The 19,649-nt window shown below is 55.8% G+C and carries 15 protein-coding genes; 9 read left to right on the forward strand and 6 right to left on the reverse strand.

Going from position 1 to position 19,649, the window contains the following annotated elements:
* Positions 1-241: 241 nt before the first annotated feature.
* From ACYVHX_RS24270 to ACYVHX_RS24280, 3 genes are all read left to right on the forward strand, one after another.
* Positions 242-1,468 carry a DUF819 family protein gene (locus ACYVHX_RS24270; protein WP_460674292.1) on the forward strand — a complete coding sequence of 409 codons (1,227 nt, stop codon included), beginning with the start codon at positions 242-244 and terminating at the stop codon, positions 1,466-1,468.
* Positions 1,469-1,584: 116 nt separating this feature from the next.
* Positions 1,585-3,372 (forward strand): translation elongation factor 4, encoded by a 1,788-nt coding sequence (gene lepA / locus ACYVHX_RS24275; RefSeq protein WP_460674293.1) that lies wholly within the window; start codon positions 1,585-1,587, stop codon positions 3,370-3,372.
* A gap of 178 nt (positions 3,373-3,550) precedes the next feature.
* The gene (locus tag ACYVHX_RS24280; protein ID WP_460674294.1) at positions 3,551-4,312 is read left to right on the forward strand and encodes an OmpA family protein; all 762 of its coding nucleotides are present in this window, start codon (positions 3,551-3,553) and stop codon (positions 4,310-4,312) included.
* Between the two features lie 30 nt (positions 4,313-4,342).
* Here the strand turns inward: ACYVHX_RS24280 and ACYVHX_RS24285 are convergent, their stop codons facing one another.
* From ACYVHX_RS24285 to ACYVHX_RS24295, 3 genes are read right to left on the reverse strand one after another with little or no spacing between them, the layout of a single operon-like run.
* Positions 4,343-5,779, reverse strand: coding sequence for a TolC family protein (locus tag ACYVHX_RS24285; RefSeq protein ID WP_460674295.1), 1,437 nt, complete (start codon positions 5,777-5,779; stop codon positions 4,343-4,345).
* On the reverse strand, positions 5,776-7,137 hold the full coding sequence (locus ACYVHX_RS24290; protein WP_460674296.1) for an HlyD family secretion protein: 1,362 nt from the start codon (positions 7,135-7,137) through the stop codon (positions 5,776-5,778). The genes ACYVHX_RS24285 and ACYVHX_RS24290 overlap by 4 nt, the downstream gene beginning before the upstream one ends.
* A 7-nt stretch (positions 7,138-7,144) precedes the next feature.
* On the reverse strand, positions 7,145-8,188 hold the full coding sequence (locus ACYVHX_RS24295) for an ABC transporter transmembrane domain-containing protein (RefSeq protein ID WP_460674297.1): 1,044 nt from the start codon (positions 8,186-8,188) through the stop codon (positions 7,145-7,147).
* A gap of 467 nt (positions 8,189-8,655) precedes the next feature.
* Here ACYVHX_RS24295 and ACYVHX_RS24300 point away from each other — a divergent pair, with 467 nt between their 5' ends.
* Positions 8,656-9,414, forward strand: coding sequence for an oxygenase MpaB family protein (locus ACYVHX_RS24300; protein ID WP_460674298.1), 759 nt, complete (start codon positions 8,656-8,658; stop codon positions 9,412-9,414).
* Between the two features lie 119 nt (positions 9,415-9,533).
* On the opposite strand, the gene ACYVHX_RS24305 is transcribed toward ACYVHX_RS24300, so the two are convergent.
* Positions 9,534-10,028, reverse strand: a complete 495-nt coding sequence (locus ACYVHX_RS24305) for a DUF1579 domain-containing protein (protein ID WP_460674299.1) — start codon at positions 10,026-10,028, stop codon at positions 9,534-9,536.
* A 157-nt stretch (positions 10,029-10,185) separates the two neighbouring features.
* Positions 10,186-11,913 carry an FAD-dependent oxidoreductase gene (locus ACYVHX_RS24310; protein ID WP_460674300.1) on the reverse strand — a complete coding sequence of 576 codons (1,728 nt, stop codon included), beginning with the start codon at positions 11,911-11,913 and terminating at the stop codon, positions 10,186-10,188.
* Between the two features lie 163 nt (positions 11,914-12,076).
* Here ACYVHX_RS24310 and ACYVHX_RS24315 point away from each other — a divergent pair, with 163 nt between their 5' ends.
* From ACYVHX_RS24315 to ACYVHX_RS24330, 4 genes are all read left to right on the forward strand, one after another.
* Positions 12,077-13,765 carry a pyruvate dehydrogenase complex dihydrolipoamide acetyltransferase gene (locus tag ACYVHX_RS24315; protein ID WP_460674301.1) on the forward strand — a complete coding sequence of 563 codons (1,689 nt, stop codon included), beginning with the start codon at positions 12,077-12,079 and terminating at the stop codon, positions 13,763-13,765.
* Positions 13,766-13,872: 107 nt separating this feature from the next.
* Positions 13,873-14,412, forward strand: a complete 540-nt coding sequence (hslV, locus tag ACYVHX_RS24320) for an ATP-dependent protease subunit HslV (protein WP_460674302.1) — start codon at positions 13,873-13,875, stop codon at positions 14,410-14,412.
* 139 nt (positions 14,413-14,551) lie between these two features.
* Positions 14,552-16,024, forward strand: a complete 1,473-nt coding sequence (locus ACYVHX_RS24325; RefSeq protein WP_460674303.1) for a sensor histidine kinase — start codon at positions 14,552-14,554, stop codon at positions 16,022-16,024.
* Complete coding sequence (locus tag ACYVHX_RS24330; RefSeq protein ID WP_460674304.1) at positions 15,981-16,430, forward strand: response regulator; 450 nt, start codon at positions 15,981-15,983, stop codon at positions 16,428-16,430. The genes ACYVHX_RS24325 and ACYVHX_RS24330 overlap by 44 nt, the downstream gene beginning before the upstream one ends.
* 23 nt (positions 16,431-16,453) lie before the next feature.
* Here ACYVHX_RS24330 and dacB read toward each other — a convergent pair whose 3' ends face one another.
* Positions 16,454-17,974: a D-alanyl-D-alanine carboxypeptidase/D-alanyl-D-alanine endopeptidase gene (gene dacB, locus ACYVHX_RS24335; RefSeq protein WP_460674305.1), complete on the reverse strand. Its 1,521-nt coding sequence runs from the start codon at positions 17,972-17,974 to the stop codon at positions 16,454-16,456.
* 170 nt (positions 17,975-18,144) lie between these two features.
* On the opposite strand from dacB, the gene ACYVHX_RS24340 reads away from it, so the two are divergent.
* A complete protein-coding gene (locus tag ACYVHX_RS24340) occupies positions 18,145-19,581 on the forward strand; it encodes an MBL fold metallo-hydrolase RNA specificity domain-containing protein (RefSeq protein ID WP_460674306.1) in 1,437 nt (478 codons plus the stop codon).
* The last annotated feature ends 68 nt before the right edge of the window (positions 19,582-19,649 follow it).

The raw sequence follows: 19,649 nt of genomic DNA on the forward strand, positions 1-19,649 counted from the left end.
CCCCCTCCTACAGCAAATGGCTTGATCCTGGATCAGGCGCAACAAAATGAATGGCTTCGGCAGCCCAACCGTTCGTGGCTGCATTCCGATTGGTTTTTAGTTTGTTGATGAAGTGTAATCTTAACACGCCGGCTCAGGTTGAAGCCGGCGTTGTTTGTTTTTAGCGGTCGATGACCCCGGCTTTTGGTTTTAGGTCCTATCTTCCCCATTCAATCCTGATCGACCACCGGACTCTTTTAGAATGTCGGATACCCTTACCCTCGGAGCGCTTTTCGTCATCCTGGCTGCGGTTTTGCGCACCGCCGGCAGCCCGCGCCCGTTCTGGCAGCGGTTTTACCACTACGTTCCGGCCACGCTTCTCTGCTATTTTCTGCCTTCTTTACTGAATACCTTTGGATGGGTCGATGCCGAAACGACCGCCTTGTATCCCATCGTCTCGCGGGTGTTGCTCCCGGCGTCCCTGGTTTTGTTTACGCTCAGTGTCGACTTTAAGGCGTTTCGGCAGTTGGGCCGGAAATCCGTGCTCATGTTTGCCGCTTCGGCCCTCAGCATTATGCTGGGTGGCCCGCTGGCGGTTTGGCTGCTGGCGCAGGTGGCGCCGGAGCTGGTGGGCGGGCAGGGGTCGGATGCCGTCTGGCGCGGCCTGGCGACCCTGGCCGGAACCTGGATCGGTGGTGGGGCCAATCAAACCGCCCTGAAAGAAGTTTTTCAGCCCAGCAGCAACTTGTTCTCGGCCATCGTCACCGTCGATGTTTTTGTGTCCAATCTGTGGCTGGGGGTTTTGTTATACGGTGCGGGTCAGGCCCCGGCAATCGACCGCTGGCTCCGGGCCGATGCCCGGGCGGTAAACGAGGTGAAGGATCGGGTGCGGAGTCAGGTGGAGGCCCTTCGGAAAATCCCCACTTCGACGGATTTGGTGATGATTCTGGCGGTCGGTTTTGGCGGCACGGCCCTTGCGCACGCGCTGGCCGAGGTGATTGCCCCGTTTATTGATGCGCATTCGCCCTTTTTAAGCCGGTTTAGTCTGAATGCGCCGTTTTTCTGGATTGTCGGGCTGGCCACGGCCATCGGCATCGGGCTCTCGTTTACCCGCGTCCGGGCGCTGGAAGGCGCGGGCGCGTCGAAGGTAGCCACGGTTTTTTTGTACCTGATGATTGCCACCATTGGCCTGAAAATGAACGTTCTGGCGATTGCCGATCATCCCGGATTGATTCTGGTGGGCCTGGTCTGGATGCTGTTCCATGTGCTGCTGATGATCGGCTTCAGCCGCCTGATCCGCGCGCCGTATTTCTTTCTGGCCGTCGGCAGTCAGTCCTGCATCGGCGGACCGGCCACGGCTCCGATCATTGCCGCTGCGTTTCACCCGGTTTTGGCCCCGGTCGGCGTTCTGATGGCGATTCTGGGGTACGCTGTCGGTACGTACATGGGGTATGTCTGCGGTATTCTAATGCAACTGGCTTCCCCTTAAGTGGTCAACCTGAACCGGTTACGGGCCGGGGCCGGGGCCGCAGAACTGTCGGCGACAATCTGCGGTTTTTTCCGTATTTTTGCCGGTACACCGAGATAGACAACCGATTTCACAGCGTGAAGCATATTCGTAATTTTTGCATTATTGCCCATATCGACCACGGCAAAAGCACCCTGGCCGACCGATTGCTGGAGTTTACCAAAACCGTGGGGGAGCGCGACATGCAGGCGCAGCTGCTGGACGACATGGACCTGGAGCGCGAACGAGGCATTACCATCAAGAGCCACGCCATCCAGATGAATTATCTGTATAAAGGCGAACGCTACACGCTCAACCTCATCGACACGCCGGGCCACGTTGACTTTTCCTACGAAGTGTCCCGCTCCATTGCCGCCTGCGAGGGTGCGCTGCTGCTGGTCGATGCGTCGCAGGGAACGGAGGCTCAGACCATTTCGAACCTGTACCTGGCGATGAACAACAACCTGGTGATCATCCCGGTTTTGAATAAAATCGACCTGCCGGGCTCCATGCCGGAGGAAGTCAAAGATGAAATGGTGGATCTGATCGGTTGCGAGCGCGATGACATCATTCCGGCCAGCGGCAAGGAAGGCATCGGCATTGAAGCGATTCTGAACGCTATTGTCGAACGCATTCCGGCCCCGACGGGCAATCCCGACGGAGAACTGCAAGCCCTGATTTTTGACTCGCAATTCAACTCCTACCGGGGAATTGAAGTTATTTTCCGGGTCAAAAACGGCCGCATCCGCAAAGGGGATAAGGTCAAGTTCATGGCGACCGGGAAAGAATATTTTGCCGACGAAATTGGCACGCTGCGACTGGGTCAGGAACCGAAAGACGTCATCGAATGTGGCGACGTGGGTTACCTGATTTCGGGCATTAAAGTGGCGAAAGAAGTTAAGGTTGGGGATACCATTACCCAGCTGGCCAACCCTGCAGCGACCGCCATTCAGGGTTTTGAAGAAGTAAAACCGATGGTTTTTGCCGGCATTTACCCGGTCGATACCAGCGAGTTTGAAGAACTTCGGGAAGCGATGGAAAAGTTGCAGCTGAACGACGCTTCGCTGGTGTGGGAACCGGAAACGTCGGCGGCTCTGGGTTTCGGTTTCCGCTGCGGTTTTCTGGGGATGCTGCACATGGAAATTGTGCAGGAACGGCTGGAACGTGAGTTTGACATGACGGTGATTACCACCGTGCCGTCGGTGCGGTTTGAAGTGATCACGACCAAGGGCGAAACCCTGCAGGTGAGTGCCCCGGCCGAAATGCCCGATCCCAGCAGCATCGACTGGATTGAAGAGCCGTTTATCAAAGCGCAGATTATCTCGAAGGCCGAATACGTCGGCGCCATCATCGGCTTGTGCATGGACAAACGGTCGGTGTTCAAAAACCAGCTTTACCTGACCGCCGACCGCGTGGAACTTCAGTTCGAAATGCCGCTGGCCGAAGTTGTTTTCGACTTTTTTGATAAACTGAAAACCATCTCGCGCGGCTACGCGTCGCTCGACTACGAGTTTCTGGGCAACCGCGAATCAACCATGGTGAAACTCGATATCATGCTGAACGGCGAAGGGGTCGATGCGCTTTCGGCCATTGTTCACCGCGACAAAGCCTACGAATGGGGTAAAAAACTCTGCGAAAAACTGCGCGAGTTGCTGCCCCGCCAGCAGTTTGAGATTGCCATTCAGGCGGCTATCGGCCAGAAAATTATTGCCCGTGAAACCGTGAAAGCCCTGCGCAAAGACGTATTGGCCAAATGTTACGGGGGTGACATCAGCCGGAAACGGAAACTGCTTGAGAAGCAGAAAAAAGGAAAGAAACGGATGCGCCAGGTTGGGAACGTCGAAATTCCGCAGGAAGCTTTTATGGCGGTTTTGAAAATCAACTAACTGGCCTGATTTTAGAAGCGGTTTTCGGGATCCCGTTTTCGGTTTTCGGCGGTCGACACTCATGATAGACAAAATGGGTTCGCTACCGAAAACCGAAAACGGAACCGGGCGGCATCCGGTTCCGATCAGCCACCGCGCCACTCGACCTCAACTCTTTACTGTAACTCTGAAACCGGTTATGCGTTCCGTACTGTTGATTGCTTGGCTAACCATCTCAATTGCGCAGCTTGCGGGGGCGCAGTCCGGCACGAAGCTGGTGCTGCGGCACACGACCGACTTTGCCATCCGGGCGCTGGACGAAAAGACGAAGGCCGAAATCCCGGCCACGTTTCAGGTAAAGGCGGTTTTATCGAAGAAGCGTTTCAGCGGGCAGAGTTCGGTGGGGCGCATGTTTACGTTCGCGCTGGGGCGCAGCGACACGGTGGTTATCAGCACCACGGCGCCAGGCTATTACGCGATGGAGGAAGTGCTGTTCGTGCCCTGCGACTCCTGCGCCAATTACGAGCACCTGGCCCTGCTGGAAAAGGTGGAACCGGTGAAGGCGAGTCCGGCAAAAACCGCCCAGCCCGACAGTGTTTTCCGCGATTTGAAAGTAAACGATAAGATTCGCCTGGATAATGTGTACTTCGATCAGAGCAGTTATGTGTTGCGGAAGGAGTCGTATCCGCAACTGGACCAGCTCCTGAATACGCTCACTCGCTACCCTAAACTGGTCATCGAAATCGCGGGCCATACCGACAACGTGGGTGACCGGCGTCTGAATCAATCGCTTTCCGAAAACCGGGCGCGGGTGATTACCAACTACCTCATTCAGCGCGGAATCACCGAAAACCGCCTGCAATTTGAAGGCTACGGCGACACCCGACCGGCGGCTCCCAACGACAATGAAGCCAATAAAAAGAAAAACCGGCGGGTTGAGTTTACCGTCCTCAAACTGTAACGCCATCCCGCTGGCCGTGTTCGTGGCCGCTTAGGGCGTCGTTCCGGCCCGGTAATACAGGTCGGCAATGGCTTTCTGGTATTTCGATTTCATTTCTTCCCACTTGATGCGCAGGTCGATCAGCTTGGTTTCGCGGGTATTGATCAGAAACAGTGAACTTTCGCCCATGTCAAACTTCTGCTGTTCCGCTTCCACCAGACGTTGCTGATTCTGAACGGTTTGCTGCTGAACCTGAATCTGGCGTTCCAGGGTTTTTAGTTCATTCCAGGACGTCTGGATGTCGTTGGCAATGTCGCGGCTGACCTGCTGGCGTTCCAGATTGATTTGCTGTGCCTTGATTTGCACCTGTTGCAGTTTGCCCCGCTCTTTGCGCAGAAAAAGCGGAAAGGTGAAGTCGAGACCCAGCTTGTAATTCGTGCTGCGAAAACCGTAATACGTGGGCAGGCCGCTGACTTCGCCAAAAACCGGTAATCCGCTCAACAGACTGGCGCTGGCGTTCAACTGCGGCCTGAGCAGCGAGCGCCGAAACCGCTCTTCCACCACCAGCTGGCGTTCTTTGGTCTGGAGTTTTGTTAATTCCGGATGCAGTTCGGCGGCCCGGTCGAGGAGGTTTTGCACAACGGGTTCGTCCAGATACCCCACCAGCGCCAGTTGCGGAACGACCCGTTCCGGCAGTTCGACCGGTTGCCGATCCGCATTCCACAAAAACGCCATCAGCCGGAGCCGGGTATTTTGCAGGGCGGCCACAGTCTGCTCGCGCTGAACCTGGCGGTCCTGCAACGTAATGAGGGCTTCCGTGGTGTCGATGGCGGCCACATCACCCAGCAGCGCGCGGTCGCGGGTGGCCCGAAACCGCACATCGGCCAGCCGGAAACCGTCATCCAGCAACCGGAACTGCTGATAGGCAAAAAACCAGTCCCAGTACGTCTTGGCCGCATCGAACAGCGTCTTGTTGATCAGTTTGAGCCGGTCCGCTTCGGCCAGATTGATGGCGAGTTGAGCCTGCCGCAGCGCGTTACGCCGGGCGTCAATGAGAAGTCCCTGTCCGACGGGCACCGACACACCCACGCTGGTCAGCCCCGGTGTGGACAGCCGTTCTTCCGGGTTCACGTATTTGCCCCCAAACCGGTCGTGGGTAATTTTCAGATCGACTCCGCCGGGCAGGATGGGGACCGCTAGACCCGACTGCCATTTGTCGTAATACAGCGTGTTGCCAAACTGTTTTTTATCGTAATACGAAAACAGTTTCGGATCGAAGGCGCCCCGGGCCTGGAGCACTTCCTGCTGGGCCTCCTGGCTCAGGAGCGATGACAGCCGAACGACGGGGTGGTATTGCGCAATGGCATTGTAGAATTCAGCCGCCGTAAACGTGAGCGTGTCGGTCGTCTGGGCCCGGGCTGAATCCGGGCCCAGCACCAGCGCGCCGATGAGCAGAGCGGTTTTTAAAAGGCCGAAGACGGTTTTCATTTTTTGGCCCCCTCCCTGGAACTGCCCGGCTCAGCTTTCAGACTGGGCGGAAAACCGTTGAGTTTTCGCCAGAGTTCATACCAGATCGGCACGTTGTCGAGCATCACCCAGCCGTACACACCCGACCCGACCCGCAGTTGCCGGGGCCAGTCCGGATCTTTGTCGCTTGTCTGGGGCTCCACCAGCAGCCGGTAGCTGCCGTTGGGGCTGCTGACCGCGTCGATCACCGAAACTTCACCCCCGAAGGTACCGACGGCCACGTTGGGCCAGCCCGAAAACTGCACCGCGGGCCAGCCGTCGAATTCGAGTCGCACGTGCCGACCGGGCTGAATAAGCGGCACGTCGTTCGGACGGACGTAGAGTTCAACAGCCACGAGGGGTTTGGCGGGTTGCAGGGTCGCAATGGATTCGCCTTCCTTGATGGTTTCACCGATACCGGCCTTGAGCGCCCGCACCACATAGCCGCTCTGCGGGGCGCGGATGACGTACATGCCCCGGCGCACCTCCACACTGCTGATTTTGTTGACCAGCTTGGAAATTTCCCCGTCGATTTCGGTGCGGTACGAAACCGCCGAACTGCGATCCGACTGGGTTTTGGCGAGTTTTTCCTGGTAGTCGGCCTGAATGGTGCCCAGATCCAGCTGGGCATTCAGCAGTTCCTGCCGCGTCACGTTCAGCTTGTTTTCCTGGGCAATCACCTTGGCATAGTCTTCCTGAACTTTCAACCGGCGCGACTCCAGATCCGTCAGCGAGAACAAGCCGCTCTGGTGGCCTTTTTCGTAGCGCTGGAGCCGATCCTGGGCAATTTTAAACGTATTCTGGATGGCAATCAGGTCGGTACTGTCGCTGATGACTTTAAAACGAGCCTGCCGAACCTTGTTCCGGGCCGCCGACAACTTAACCGCCAGACCGTTTTCGAGGGCGGTTTTCTGGCCGTCGAGGGCCGCAATTTTGGCATCGGTGGCCACCAGACTTCCTTGTTTGGCCTGCAACTGTTCTTTCAGCCGGAGCGGGAGTTTGGGGTCGAAATATTCATCCTTGATTTCCGAAATCACCAGCAAGGTATCATTGAGCTGGACAAACTGCCCCTCCCGGACTTTCCACTGTTCGATGCGTCCCGCAATGGTATTTTGCAGCGTTTGCGGACGATCCTGCGGGGTGAGGGCCGTCACGGAGCCTTCCCCGTTGATGTTCTGCCGCCAGGGTAAAAAGAGGGTACAGACGCCAATGGCCAGGACGACCAGCATTCCGCGGCCCAGCCGCCGACCCGCGCGCAGGGAGGGCAGTTCCCGCAGGTGCTTGAGCGGAAGCGCGTCAATCTTCTTATCGTCAATGGATTGATTTGATATATTCAGCATACAAAATTCAGGAAAGGGAGGGAGATAAAACCGGCGATTGGGCGGTCTGGTTTTCCGACGAGTCGGGATTAATGTCGTCCAGCGGGAGGTCAGTCACGTTGCCCATTTTTTCGACCGCGGTCAGCATGTCAAAAACCGTATCGATTCCCATGATCAGTTTTTCAACCGAACCCGTAATTAAAACGATGACCAGCTCAGCCGCCACAAACTGGCCGAGGGTCATTTGCCGGTCAACCACCAGGGCGGTTCCGAGAATCAGCAAACCGCCGGTTACCACCGCCTTGAACGCCAGGGCGTTGTAATAAAACCGCTTCAGCACCTGAAAATGCTGGTTGCGGTGTTCGAGGTAGTGTCCCACGTATTCGTCGGTCCGGATCAACGGCTCGTTGACGCGCTGCGGATTCCGGTAATCGCCCAGCCGTTTGGCAATGTCTTCCAGCCAGGCCGCCATTTTATACTTGTATTTCGATTCGCTCAGGCTGGTTCGCAAGCCACTCGGCCCCAGGATCCAGACAATTCCGATGACGGCCAGCAGCGTGAACAAACCGAACACCAGAAAAACCGGGTGGTAAAAAGAAAGGAGCAGAATGCCGAACAGAATCTGGATGGCGGCCGCCATCAAATCGATCAGCAGCTTGGGCATGCCTTTCTGGATGGTCAGCACGTCGAAAAAGCGGTTCATCAATTCCGGAGCCTCCTGCCCCTGCAGGGCGGCCGGCTGAATGCGCGGCAGACGGTACGTAAATTCCAGGGCGGCTTTGGCGAACAGGCGTTGTTCCAGCACTTCGACCAGCGCCTGCTGACCAATCTGGATCAGACCCGTGACAATCACGCCCACCACCACCAGACCGATCAATACGTAGACCGAACTGAAGACCATGCCGCCCGAAACCAGGTTGAAAACCGCCTGAACCCCCAGCGGCAGCGAAAGGCTGATCAAGCCCGCCACCAGGGCGTACAGGCAGACGTACCAGATGTCCCGTTTTTCGGTCCCGAGCAGGCGGATGAGTCGTTGTAAAGGAGTAATATCGGATTTAATACGGGATGCCATATAAAAGTAAAACTGGGTAAATTGTACTCTACAGCCGGTTTTTGGCTGGCTTTTTCACGAAAACCGCCGGGCGATTCTGGCCGAGCAGGCAACGGGATGATCGGTGTTCCGTCCGGTTGAAAACCGCAATCAATTCAGCAACGCTGCGGCCGTCCTCCGAAAACCTTTAAATTGGATGATTACAAAAACGGTATAAATAATTGAATACGTATTTATATGTTCGTATCAAAAAATAAAAGGCAATCAGCCCATTTACAGGACAAAGGTACAGCAAATGCGGGTTGGTAAAATTAGAGTACGGTTAGAAGTCGTCTCAAAATAGTATAAAAAAGTAACGCCTACTGGCGCGTTTTTGTTTTCGGGAAACCGGGAACTGGCGTGGGGTCAGTACCGGTGAGATGGATTTGGTTGGTCGGCATTATTTACGACAAAAATGCGTTACCGTTTAAAATACCTTTTGTCAGAAGATGCATTACTTTGTTCGGGAAGATTCCATCGTGCGGAGAATTTGGGGGGATGCGGACGTAATCCTGCTGATATTTGCCGGCGGGGCCGCCGAGTTTGCCGTGAATCGGGCCGTTGACTGGCTGTTTTATACCGGCAAACTCCCCGCCGATCCGATTGGCCGGTTATTTTCGACGGTGAAATACGCGCAGGAAATTGTGTTTATGCCGCACGAGCGGGCCGTTGGCGCCATCGACCGGATGCGGGCGATTCACGGTGGCGTCGAAAAAAGCCGCGGCTACCAGATCCCGGATTGGGCCTACCGCGATGTGCTCTACATGCTGATCGATTATTCCGAACGGGCGTTTCAGCTTTTGCACCGCCCCCTGACCGATCCGGAACGCGCCGAGCTTTTCGATACGTTTCTGCGGGTGGGCGAGGGAATGGGCGTGCCGGAATTGCCGCAAACGTACACCGATTGGCAAACCGATCGGCTGGTTCACCTGAACCGGGATTTGGTCCACAGTCCGTTTTCCGACAAATTATTTGAACGGTACCGCGAAGAACTGGGCGACTGGCGTTACGATTTGCTGCGGCAGGCGCAGGCCTTGCTGGTGCCCGACGCCGTCAAACAACTGCTGCCTTTACCCGAACGGCCGTTATTGGCGTCGGTGATGTGGCTCTACAAAGTGCTGCTGCGGTTTCGGTTGCGGGCCATTACCCAGCAAATCCTGTTGCCAACGGCGTATCTTCAGCAGGTGCGGACCCTGGATAAAGCCTGATCACAAAAAAAGCGAACGGCAGAGGTACTATCGCCCTCTTTCTCAGTATATAAAGAGCGATAAGCTTTTAGTTCTTAGGTTAGTGAAGCATCCGGGAAGTCGCTAACTTCCCGGAACTTTTAACCAGTCGTCCGCACATAAACCGTCTCGGTGGCTTTGGTCTCATCCCCATCCGGCGAAAGGTTATACGCCGTAATCACCAGTTGATCGGCATTACTTATTTCGAGTTCGGTTCGCCAGCCCCAGGTTTGTCCCTGGGCTTTATAACCTCCCAGTACGTTAAATTTCGGGCCGGTTTTTTCGGCTTCCGAAACCATAATGCCCGTTCCCATATGAAAGCTGTCGATCCAGGCACTTTGAAAGGTGTTGCTGCCGAGGTCGTAGCCGTAAATGGCCATTCCTTCGAACGGTTTTCCCTGAAAGCTGCCTTTGTACTCGTGGAGTAAAAACCGCCCGCCCAAAACCGGGCGAATCGTGCCGTGCATGGGCGATTCGTCGGCCAATTGATCGGCTTCAAACCAGGTTTTGGTCACGCCCTGCCAGTCACCCACCAGCATGGTCAACTGCTGATGCACCCCGGTTTCCAGTGAAAATTCAAAGTTGGTTTCGCTCATGGTTTTTTATCGTTCAACAGTCGTTATTGATCATTCGATATTCGCTATTAGTTTAATCTCGATCAATCAGGCCATACGCTTTGACGATCGAATTTTGGCCGGTCCCTGCAAATCCCGACCAGCGCACTGTAATCCGAAAACCGGATACCGGATTCCTTTATTTCGGCCAGTGGGTTTCGATGCCCTGTTTCCGAATTAACGCCTGAAATTCGTCCAGCAGTGGTTTTTGTTCCCGAACGGCGCGGGGAATAACGTTTTTTTCCAGCGAAAAAGCTACCAGAGCCCCAACGGATTCGCCAATGTTCCACTCAATCGGATGCAGCCGGTAGCAGCCGTTGGTGAGGTGCGTGGTGCCGATGTTTTTGTTGGCGGGCAGCAGGTTTTCTATACGCTGCGGCAAAAGCGCCCCCAGCGGAATCTGGAACGGAAGCGACGCAAAATCAATGTAGTTAGTGCCCCGACTGCTCGGGTGTAAATCAATGTGGTAATAGCCCACGCCCACGCTGTCGTAAAAATCGGCGGCTGTGTTGCCCGTCGGTTTGCCCGTAATCAGCGCCCGGTTGGCCGCACCGACGTGTTCTTCCAAAACCGTAAAAACCGCCCTGATCCGGCGCGACTCCCGCACATACGGGTATTTGGCCAGGCCGTCTTCGGTGCCCATGAGGTCGGGGCGGAGTCGCAAACCGGGCCAGCCCTGACCGCCATCGGGCCGGGGCGCTTCGGTTTGCAGCCAGTAGAATAATGACATACTGAGCTGTTTGGCCCGCGCGATGTGTTTCCGGAATTCCTTGTCGCTGACGCCCACCAGATTGCCCAGCATGTAATCGTTCTGCGGCCAGTTGACCACCGTACTATCGCCCGGGTAGGTGCCCGGTTTGAAATTATTTTTGTGAATGAGCCGCCGGTAATTCCACAAATTCAGCATCGAACCGGTCGGAACGCCTTCCGGGTGAAAACCGAGTTTTTTCGGTTCCAGCGTCGAGGGGTTCGAGTAGGAGAGGTCGAGCAATCGGCCCGACCAGGCGGGGGTCAGTTTCGGAACCAGGTTGCGCCAGAAATCGTACTCTTTCGGTTTTTCAATCAGGTGCTGAACCGGTTTTGCCTTCACCATCGGCACGTAGTCCATTGCAAAACAAACCGTAAACGCCTGCTGATTCGCCGGGTCGGCCTGGTCGGGGGCGTGCAGTTCGCCGGTTTCTTTGCGGGATTCGGTGCCGGTTACAAACTCGGTGCCGGTCAGCGGCAGCAGATCGCCCAGTTCGGTGGCGTCCACAAAATACGGCGCCCGGAGCACAACTTCCGTCCCGCTGCGGGCGCTGCGGACGTTCAGCGCCCGCACCCGGTCGCCGGTCGTGTCGGCGCCGGTCACTTGGTGTTCCAGTAAAACTGTCAACTGCTGCGAACTGAGGTAAGGCGCCAGCATCGCCTGCAAAACCGCCACCGCCACGCGGGGTTCGTGGCACAGGCGCGAAACCGCCCCGTCGCCCGGATTCAGGTATTTCCGGTTTCGGGCTTCGTCGGTCAGCGGGTAATTTTGGATGTAATACTCCCGAACGGCGGTGCGGAACATTCGGTAGAGCCGGGTAGCGCCGTGGGTTTCAATCCACTGGTGCTCATCGGGCGGCACGCCCTGCTGGCTGATCTGACCGCCGATCCAGTCGGTTTCCTCCGTCAGAATAACGCGCAAATTGGACCGCAGGGCCGCCAGCGCAGCCGCACAACCGCCTAATCCGCCCCCCGCGACAACTACATCCGCCGAAAATTCGTTACTACCTTGCCGGGATGCCGATCCGGAAAAAACCGGGTTGGCGAAGCCGAAGGAGGATGCCGGGGCCGCAATGGCGGTGCCAACTGCAACAGTTTCAATGAAATTCCTGCGATTCATGAAGCGAAAACCGTGAAAAGGGAGCGGAGTCAATAATCCGGTAGCAATTTGCAAATCAATGCGGATAAGTGGAAACTTCGCGTCAGGTTAACCAACTTTCCCCGCTTTCTTCTAATTTTGAACACTCGAAGAGAACTACAGATATACTTGCACAAAACCGCATATGGCAGAATTAATCCGAATGCCCAAGATGAGCGACACCATGACCGAAGGTGTCATCGCTGAATGGCATAAGAAAGTAGGCGACACCGTCAAGTCGGGCGACGTGCTGGCCGAAGTCGAAACCGATAAGGCGACAATGGATCTGGAAGCGTACGACGAAGGAACCCTTCTATACATTGGTGTTGAGAAAGGCCAGGCCGTTCCGATCGATGGCGTCATCGCCGTAGTGGGCAAAGCCGGTGAAGAGTACAAAGCCTTGCTGGAAGGCAATGGCGAAGCCAGCGGTTCGGCCGAACCGAAAGCCGAAGCGCCCGCCGAAAAACCGGCTGCTCCGGCTCCCAGCCCGAACGGGGCGGCACCCGGTCAGGCCACCAGCCAGACGCCCGACGCCAAAGCCGTATCGGCCGCTCTGGCTCCCAACGTCAACGCGACGGTGATTCGGATGCCGAAAATGAGCGATACCATGACCGAAGGAACCATCGTGACCTGGCATAAAAAAGAAGGCGACACGGTGAAATCGGGCGATGTGCTGGCCGAAGTCGAAACCGACAAGGCAACGATGGATCTGGAAGCGTACGAAGAAGGAACGTTGTTATACATCGGCGTGAAAGAAGGCAGCGCAGTTGCCGTGGATGAAGTCATTGCGGTAGTCGGCGAAAAAGGCGCCGATTTCAAAGTGCTGTTGCAGGGCGACGGACAAGCGGCTGCGGCTCCCCCGGCGGAAGCCCCGAAAACCGCCGAAGCGCAACCCGCGGCTCCGGCCGAAAGCGCGGCCAGCAACGGGCACGACAGCCGCGTTTTTGCGTCTCCGCTCGCCAAGCAGATTGCCAAAGATAAAGGCGTCAACCTGTCCGACGTGCAGGGCTCAGGCCCCGATGGTCGTATTGTGAAACGCGACGTGGAGGACTTCCAGCCGGCGGCCAAACCGGCTTCGGCACCCGCCGAAAAACCGGCCGCTCCGCAACCAGCCCCGGCCGCTCAGAGCGCCCCGGCGGCCCCGGCACCGGCAGGAAGCTACGAAGATATTCCGGTAACGCAGATGCGGAAAACGATTGCCCGCCGTCTGTCGGAAAGCCTGTTTACCGCACCGCACTTCTACCTGACCATGGAAATCAACATGGACAAGGCGATGGAGCTGCGCGGCAAAGTCAACGAGGTGAGCCCGGTGAAAGTATCGTTCAACGATTTCGTGCTGAAAGCCGCAGCCCTCGCGCTGAAAAAACACCCGGCGGTGAATTCGTCGTGGCTGGGCGATAAAATCCGGCGGTACAACTACGTCAACATCGGGGTCGCCGTGGCGGTCGATGAGGGCTTGCTGGTGCCGGTAATCCGCAACGCCGATCAGAAAACCATCTCGGCCATTGCGGGCGAAGTGAAAGACCTAGCCGGAAAAGCCAAGGACAAAAAACTCCAGCCGAAAGACTGGGAAGGCAGCACGTTCTCGATTTCCAACCTCGGCATGTTTGGCATCGACGAATTTACGGCCATCATCAACCCGCCGGATTCCTGCATTATGGCGATCGGATCGATCAAGCAAACCGTCAGGTTCGAAGGCGACGTGGCCAAGCCCACCAACGTCATGAAGGTGACGCTGTCGTGCGATCACCGCTCGGTCGATGGCGCAACGGGGGCTTCTTTCCTGCAAACCTTTAAAGGATTGCTGGAAAACCCGTTTGGAATGTTGGTATAAAGGAAAGGGTTGAATTTAAGGTTTACAGTTTAACGGGTTGGGGATCAATTGGGGTCTTTCACGGTTAGATTGTAAACCTTAACCATTGAACAGGAGGTCAGAAACGAATGGAGAAAATACACGCGACAACCGTAGTCGGCATTTTGCACAACGGTGAAATCGCCCTGGGGGCCGACGGACAGGCCACGATGGGCAATACAATTGCCAAAAGTAACGTTCGGAAAGTACGAAGTCTGATGAATGGCAAGGTGCTGGCCGGTTTTGCCGGCTCAACCGCCGATGCCTTTACCCTGATTGAACGGTTTGAGGAAAAGCTCAACGGGTTCGGCGGAAACCTGAAACGGGCCGCCATCGAACTGGCGAAAGACTGGCGTACCGACCGGTATTTGCGCCGGCTGGAGGCTATGCTGATTGTCGCTTCCAAGGAAGATCTGCTGGTGATTTCCGGAACGGGCGACGTGCTGGAGCCCGATCACCAGATTGCCGCCATCGGTTCGGGCAGTATGTATGCCCAATCGGCGGCCATTGCCTTAAAAAAACACGCGCCCCAGTTGACCGCCGAAGAAATGGTTCGGGAAAGTTTGCATATTGCGGCAGATATTTGCATTTATACGAATCATAATCTGGTGGTGGAAACCATTCGATAATTGCCGATTACGGTTTTCGGAGTTCGTTGTTCATCATGCGACATTCAGTATTCGATTAGTATTTAAAAGTTGAATGATGAAGCGTAAAACCGCCCACTGAAAAAGGAAAACTTAGCTCATGAGAGGCTTGCGATCAGTTTTGCCAAAGGCTGTCAGGAAACGAATTACATTCGGTTTCGGAACGGCTCTTTTGCTGATTGCGCTGGGTTTCGGGCTGACGGTTTATAGCTATTATCAGTACCGCAAAGCCAGTTCCCGCATCGAACACAGCCAGCAGATGACCAACCGGCTGAGCCGTATTTTGTCGCTGATCACCGATGTGGAAACCGGCGAACGTGGCTACCTGGCTTCGTCCGGCGACGGCATTTTTCTGAAAGCCTTCGAGGAAGCCCTGCCGCAGTTCCCGAACGAACTCGAAGAAATCCGGAAGCTGGCGGCCGATCACCCGGTTCAGCTTCAGAACCTCGATTCGCTGACGCAACGGATTGATTTGAAAATTGCGATGGCCCAGCAGCAGGTGGAAGCCGTAAAAAACAAGCTGCCCATTTCCATCGCCCGGGCGTATATGCTGTCAGGGAGTGCCCGCATGGACCGCGTGCGCGAGGTCTTGAAAAAGATGAACGACATCGAGCAGTCGCAGTTCAACGTGTATTCCGATGCGGCCGAAGATTCGTTCCGGAATACGCTGTTCAGCATTTTTACGGTTTCCCTGCTGACGTTCGTGACGCTTATCGTGTCGTATAATTTGCTTGAGAATGAGCTGAATACCCGGCAGGCTACGGAGGACCAGTTGCGGGCTTACGAGGATGAGTTGCAGGACAAAATTCAGTTGCTGGAAATCTCCAACGAGGAGCTGGAGCGGTTTGCGTTTGTGGCGTCCCACGACATGCAGGAACCGTTGCGGAAGATTCAGTCGTTTGGCTATCTGCTGCGCGACCGGCATCAGCAGGGAATTTCGGAGGAAGGGTTGATGTACTTGAACAAGATCCTGCAATCGGCGGAGCGCATGTCGAAAATGATTAAGGATCTGCTCAACTTTTCCCGGATTTCGAGCAAGAAGGAACCGTTCCGGACGGTGCGGCTGGCCGAGGTGGTTCAGGGCGTGCTGAACGATCAGGAGTTGAAAATCAAGGCGGCCGAAGCGGATGTGCAGATCGAAACGCTGGCCGTGATTGAAGCCGTTCAGAGCCAGATGGATCACCTGTTTTCCAACCTGATCTCGAACGCGCTGAAATTCACCAGGCCCGACCAGATTCCGGTGATTACCATTACCGGGGATTTTGTGGAGGGGGACGACTATGATGAACTGCTGCCCGGCAAACGCTACTACCGGATTGCCGTGGCCGATAACGGAATTGGGTTTAACGAAAAGTACCTTGATCACATTTTTAAAATTTTCCAACGACTGCACGGTAAAACCGCCTACGAAGGAACCGGCATCGGGCTGGCCATCTGCAAGCGGATCGTTAACAACCACAAAGGGCTGATTACGGCCCAGAGTGAGCCCGGCGTTGGAACCACCTTTATTATCATATTACCCGAAAAGCAGATTCATTCTGTTCATGACAATGCAGCAACCCACGAAACCAGTACATATCCTGTTGGCGGATGACGACGAAGACGATCGGTTTTTGACCCGCGAAGCGTTTCGCCAGCAATTTCCAGTGACCGAAATGAGCATCGTTGAAGATGGCGAAGAACTGATGGAGTTTCTGCGCCGGACGGGCCGCTACGAACGCTCGGAACACCAGTTGCCGGAACTGATTTTGCTGGATCTGAACATGCCCCGAAAAGACGGGCGGGAAGCCTTGCAGGAAATTAAAACCGACCAGGAACTCCGGCATATTCCGGTGGTGGTGCTGACCACCTCCGACGCCGGAATCGATATTGAAAATTCGTATACCTGGGGTGCCAACAGCTTCATCACCAAACCGGCCTCGTTTAAAAAACTGATGGACATCACCCAGACCATCGGCGAATACTGGTTTAACGTCGTCAAGGTAAGCAGCCGGGAATAGCGCAGCCGGTTTTTAGACCCGGTTTAGCCGTTGGCTTTCACGGTAGTCAACTGCGCCATGATTTGCTCCAGCAGCGCCATGACGCCTTTTAAAGAACCGGGTTGGTATTTGTTGACCAGCAGCGTAAAACTCAGGAGTTCGCCGTCGGCCGAGGTGGCATAACCGGCATACGCCCGCACCCCTTCGATGGTGCCACTCTTGGCCCGGACATTACCAGCCGCCGGGGTGCCGCGTCCCAGATTTCTCACCGTGCCGGATTCGCCCACCACCGGAATGCTGTCGTAGAACGGCAGAAAACTTTTCTCCTTCGACATGGCGGCCAGAACCCCACTGAGGTTGGCCGCCGTCAGGGCCCCAACCGGCGACAGACCGCTGCCATCCTTGGGCCGAAAACCGCCCAAATCCACGCCTTTGCCCTGCCAGAACCGGATTAGCTGCTGAATGGCCTGTTCGGTAGTCACCGGCGCTTTCGCCAGCGCATTCCCGGCCAGAATTAACAGGGCTTCGGCGTACAGATTAATACTCTGGTGGTTGGTCAGCCGGGCAATTTCCGAAAGCGGAACGGACGTATGCAGGTGAAGCTGACTGCGTTTGGCTCCGGCGGCAACCGGAAGCCGGTCGGTTTCCACCCGCCGGCCGGGGCCGACCGCCATTGGCGGGTTGTCGATCAGAATACCGGCCTTCAGCAACTGGTCATGCAGGGAAAACGCCGTAAAAAAAGCCGGGTCGGGCAGCGAGCCTTTGACGCCAAACTCGTTGACGCCCGTCGGAACGGTGCCTTCCAGAAAAACCTGCGTGGCGGGTGGAGCGTTGTAAATAATCACTTCATCACCCGATCCGGCGGGGCCGGTCCGCACGTTGTTTTGCAACTGGAGAAAGGGCGTGGGAGGTTCGGTTCGGAGCAGGGGCGCCGGCTGGCCCACGGTTCTGGCCGGTTTGAAAACCGCCCGGTACAGGTTCTCGTTGAAATTCAGGCCGGAAAGCCCGGCACCGTAATAATTGCCAATGTCGCCCCACACCCAGGTATTGGGCACCGGCAACGTCTGAATCGCCGAGGCATCCCCAATGACCGACCCCCTGATTTGTTTAATACCGGCCGTCTGAACCACGTCTTTCCAGGTACTCAGCAGCGTCGGCGCGTCGGCGAAGTCGGCAAACCGGTTGCTGCCCAGCGACGGGTCGCCGGCCCCCCGGATGTACAGATTGCCCTCCAAAACGCTGTCCCGAATGCTGCCGTCGTATTCCAGAAGGGTTTTATAGGTATGATTCTCGCCCAGCACGGCGAGGGCCGTGGCGGTGGTGACCAGTTTTAGCGTCGAAGCCGACGGCAGGCTCAGTTGCGCATTGACGTCGAGCAGAGTCACGCCATCGCGCACCCGGCGCACCGACAAAGCGGCCGTTCCGTTGCGAACGAACGGGCTGGTTTGCAGTCGGTTGATGGTATTTTGCAGGCGCTGCAACCCGGCCGAATCCGTAACCGACTGGGCATAGCCGACGGGTGCACTGACCAAAAGACAATAAAAAAAAGCCAGGTAATGACGCATGGAAGAGCAAAAAGTACTGATAGTTTATGAAAGCGGTTTTTGTAATTTTGTGAACTTTAGCCAGAATTTAAAGCCCTGATTGGTTGTTCTACCGCAATAATACTAGTTTATAGCATCCTGCGAACGGCCCGGTTGCGAGAATCGACCGTCAAAGGTATTAATCGAATCGAATGAAGTTAACTTTTTGGGGGGCAACGCGTCAGGTTACCGGTAGCATGTTTTTGCTGGAAACAGAGGATCAATACCGGATTTTGATTGATTGCGGAGCCGATATGGATAAAAAAGCCGCCCTGAACGGGCAGGCTGACGAATTGCCGGAATCAACCCCCGGTTTTTTTCCGTTTGAAGCGTCCATGATTAATGTCGTTCTGCTGACGCACGCCCACATCGACCACAGCGGCAATCTTCCGAATCTGTACCGCGAAGGGTACGAAGGCCAGATTTTGTGTACCGATCCGACGTTTTCGCTAACCAACCTCCTGTTGCAGGATGCGGCCTCGCTCAACCACCGGCGTCTGAACGAACTGGGGAAAAGCAAGAAACAGAAGGTTCGGAAGAAGCTGGTGAACCTGCAGAAAGATCTGTTTCTGGAGAAGCAGGTGCGGGAGTCGATGGAAAACGTGGTGCCGATTCAGTTCAACCGCAAGTTCAAGCTGGCCGATGATGTCGATGTGACCTTTATTCCGGCGGGACACTTGCTCGGAGCGGCTCACATCGTGCTCAATGTTTACGAAAACGGCGAGAAAAAAAGCATCTGCTTTTCGGGGGACCTCGGACGGCGGAATTATCCGCTCCTGGCGGACCCGGAGCCGATTCCGCCGGTGGATTATCTGATTTGCGAGTCCACCTACGGAAACCGCCTGCACCTGGATTCGCAGACGCCGGAAGACGTGCTGGCCGATGTGATCCGGCGGACGTGCATCGACATTCCGGGCCGGCTGATCATTCCGTCCTTTTCGGTTGGGCGGACGCAGGCCCTGCTCTACACGCTCAACCGCCTGTATACCGAACAGGGTTTTCCGAACATCAAGGTGTTCTCCGACAGTCCGCTGGCGCTGGAAAGCACGAAAGTGTACCAGAAAAACCTGCGAATGCTGAACCGGGAAGCGAAGCTGTACTACGACGAAAACGAATCCCTGTTTGACTTTGCCAATTTCGAATACCTGGAAAGCTCGAAAGCCAGCCGGGAAGTGTCGAATTACAACCAGCCGTGCATCATCATCTCGTCGTCGGGCATGGTGCAGGGTGGGCGCGTCGAGCAGCACGTAGCCGCCAACATCAGCAATCCGTACTGCACCATCCTGATCATCGGGTATTGCGCAGAAGGTACGCTCGGCTGGCGGTTGCTCAACGGCCAGCCCACCATTTCGATCAAGGACAAGGAAGAGCCGGTTTTGGCCAAAGTCGAACGAACGGATGTGTTCAGCGGTCACGGCGACCGCGATGATCTGGTGCGGTTTGTCAAACACCAGTCGCCCGAAAAGCTCAAAAAGGTTTTTCTGGTGCATGGCGAATACACCAGCATGGCGGCTTTTCAGCAGACGCTGGCCGAGGAAGGATTTTCGCAGGTGGAGATTCCTACGAAGGGCCAAACGTTCGAGTTGTGATGACAGAAGGTTGCCAAACCGGATTTTCCGCTAACTTTGCCAATCGAAAAATTGCCGGTCAACGGTTT

It is taken from the genome of Larkinella ripae, from assembly GCF_054780775.1.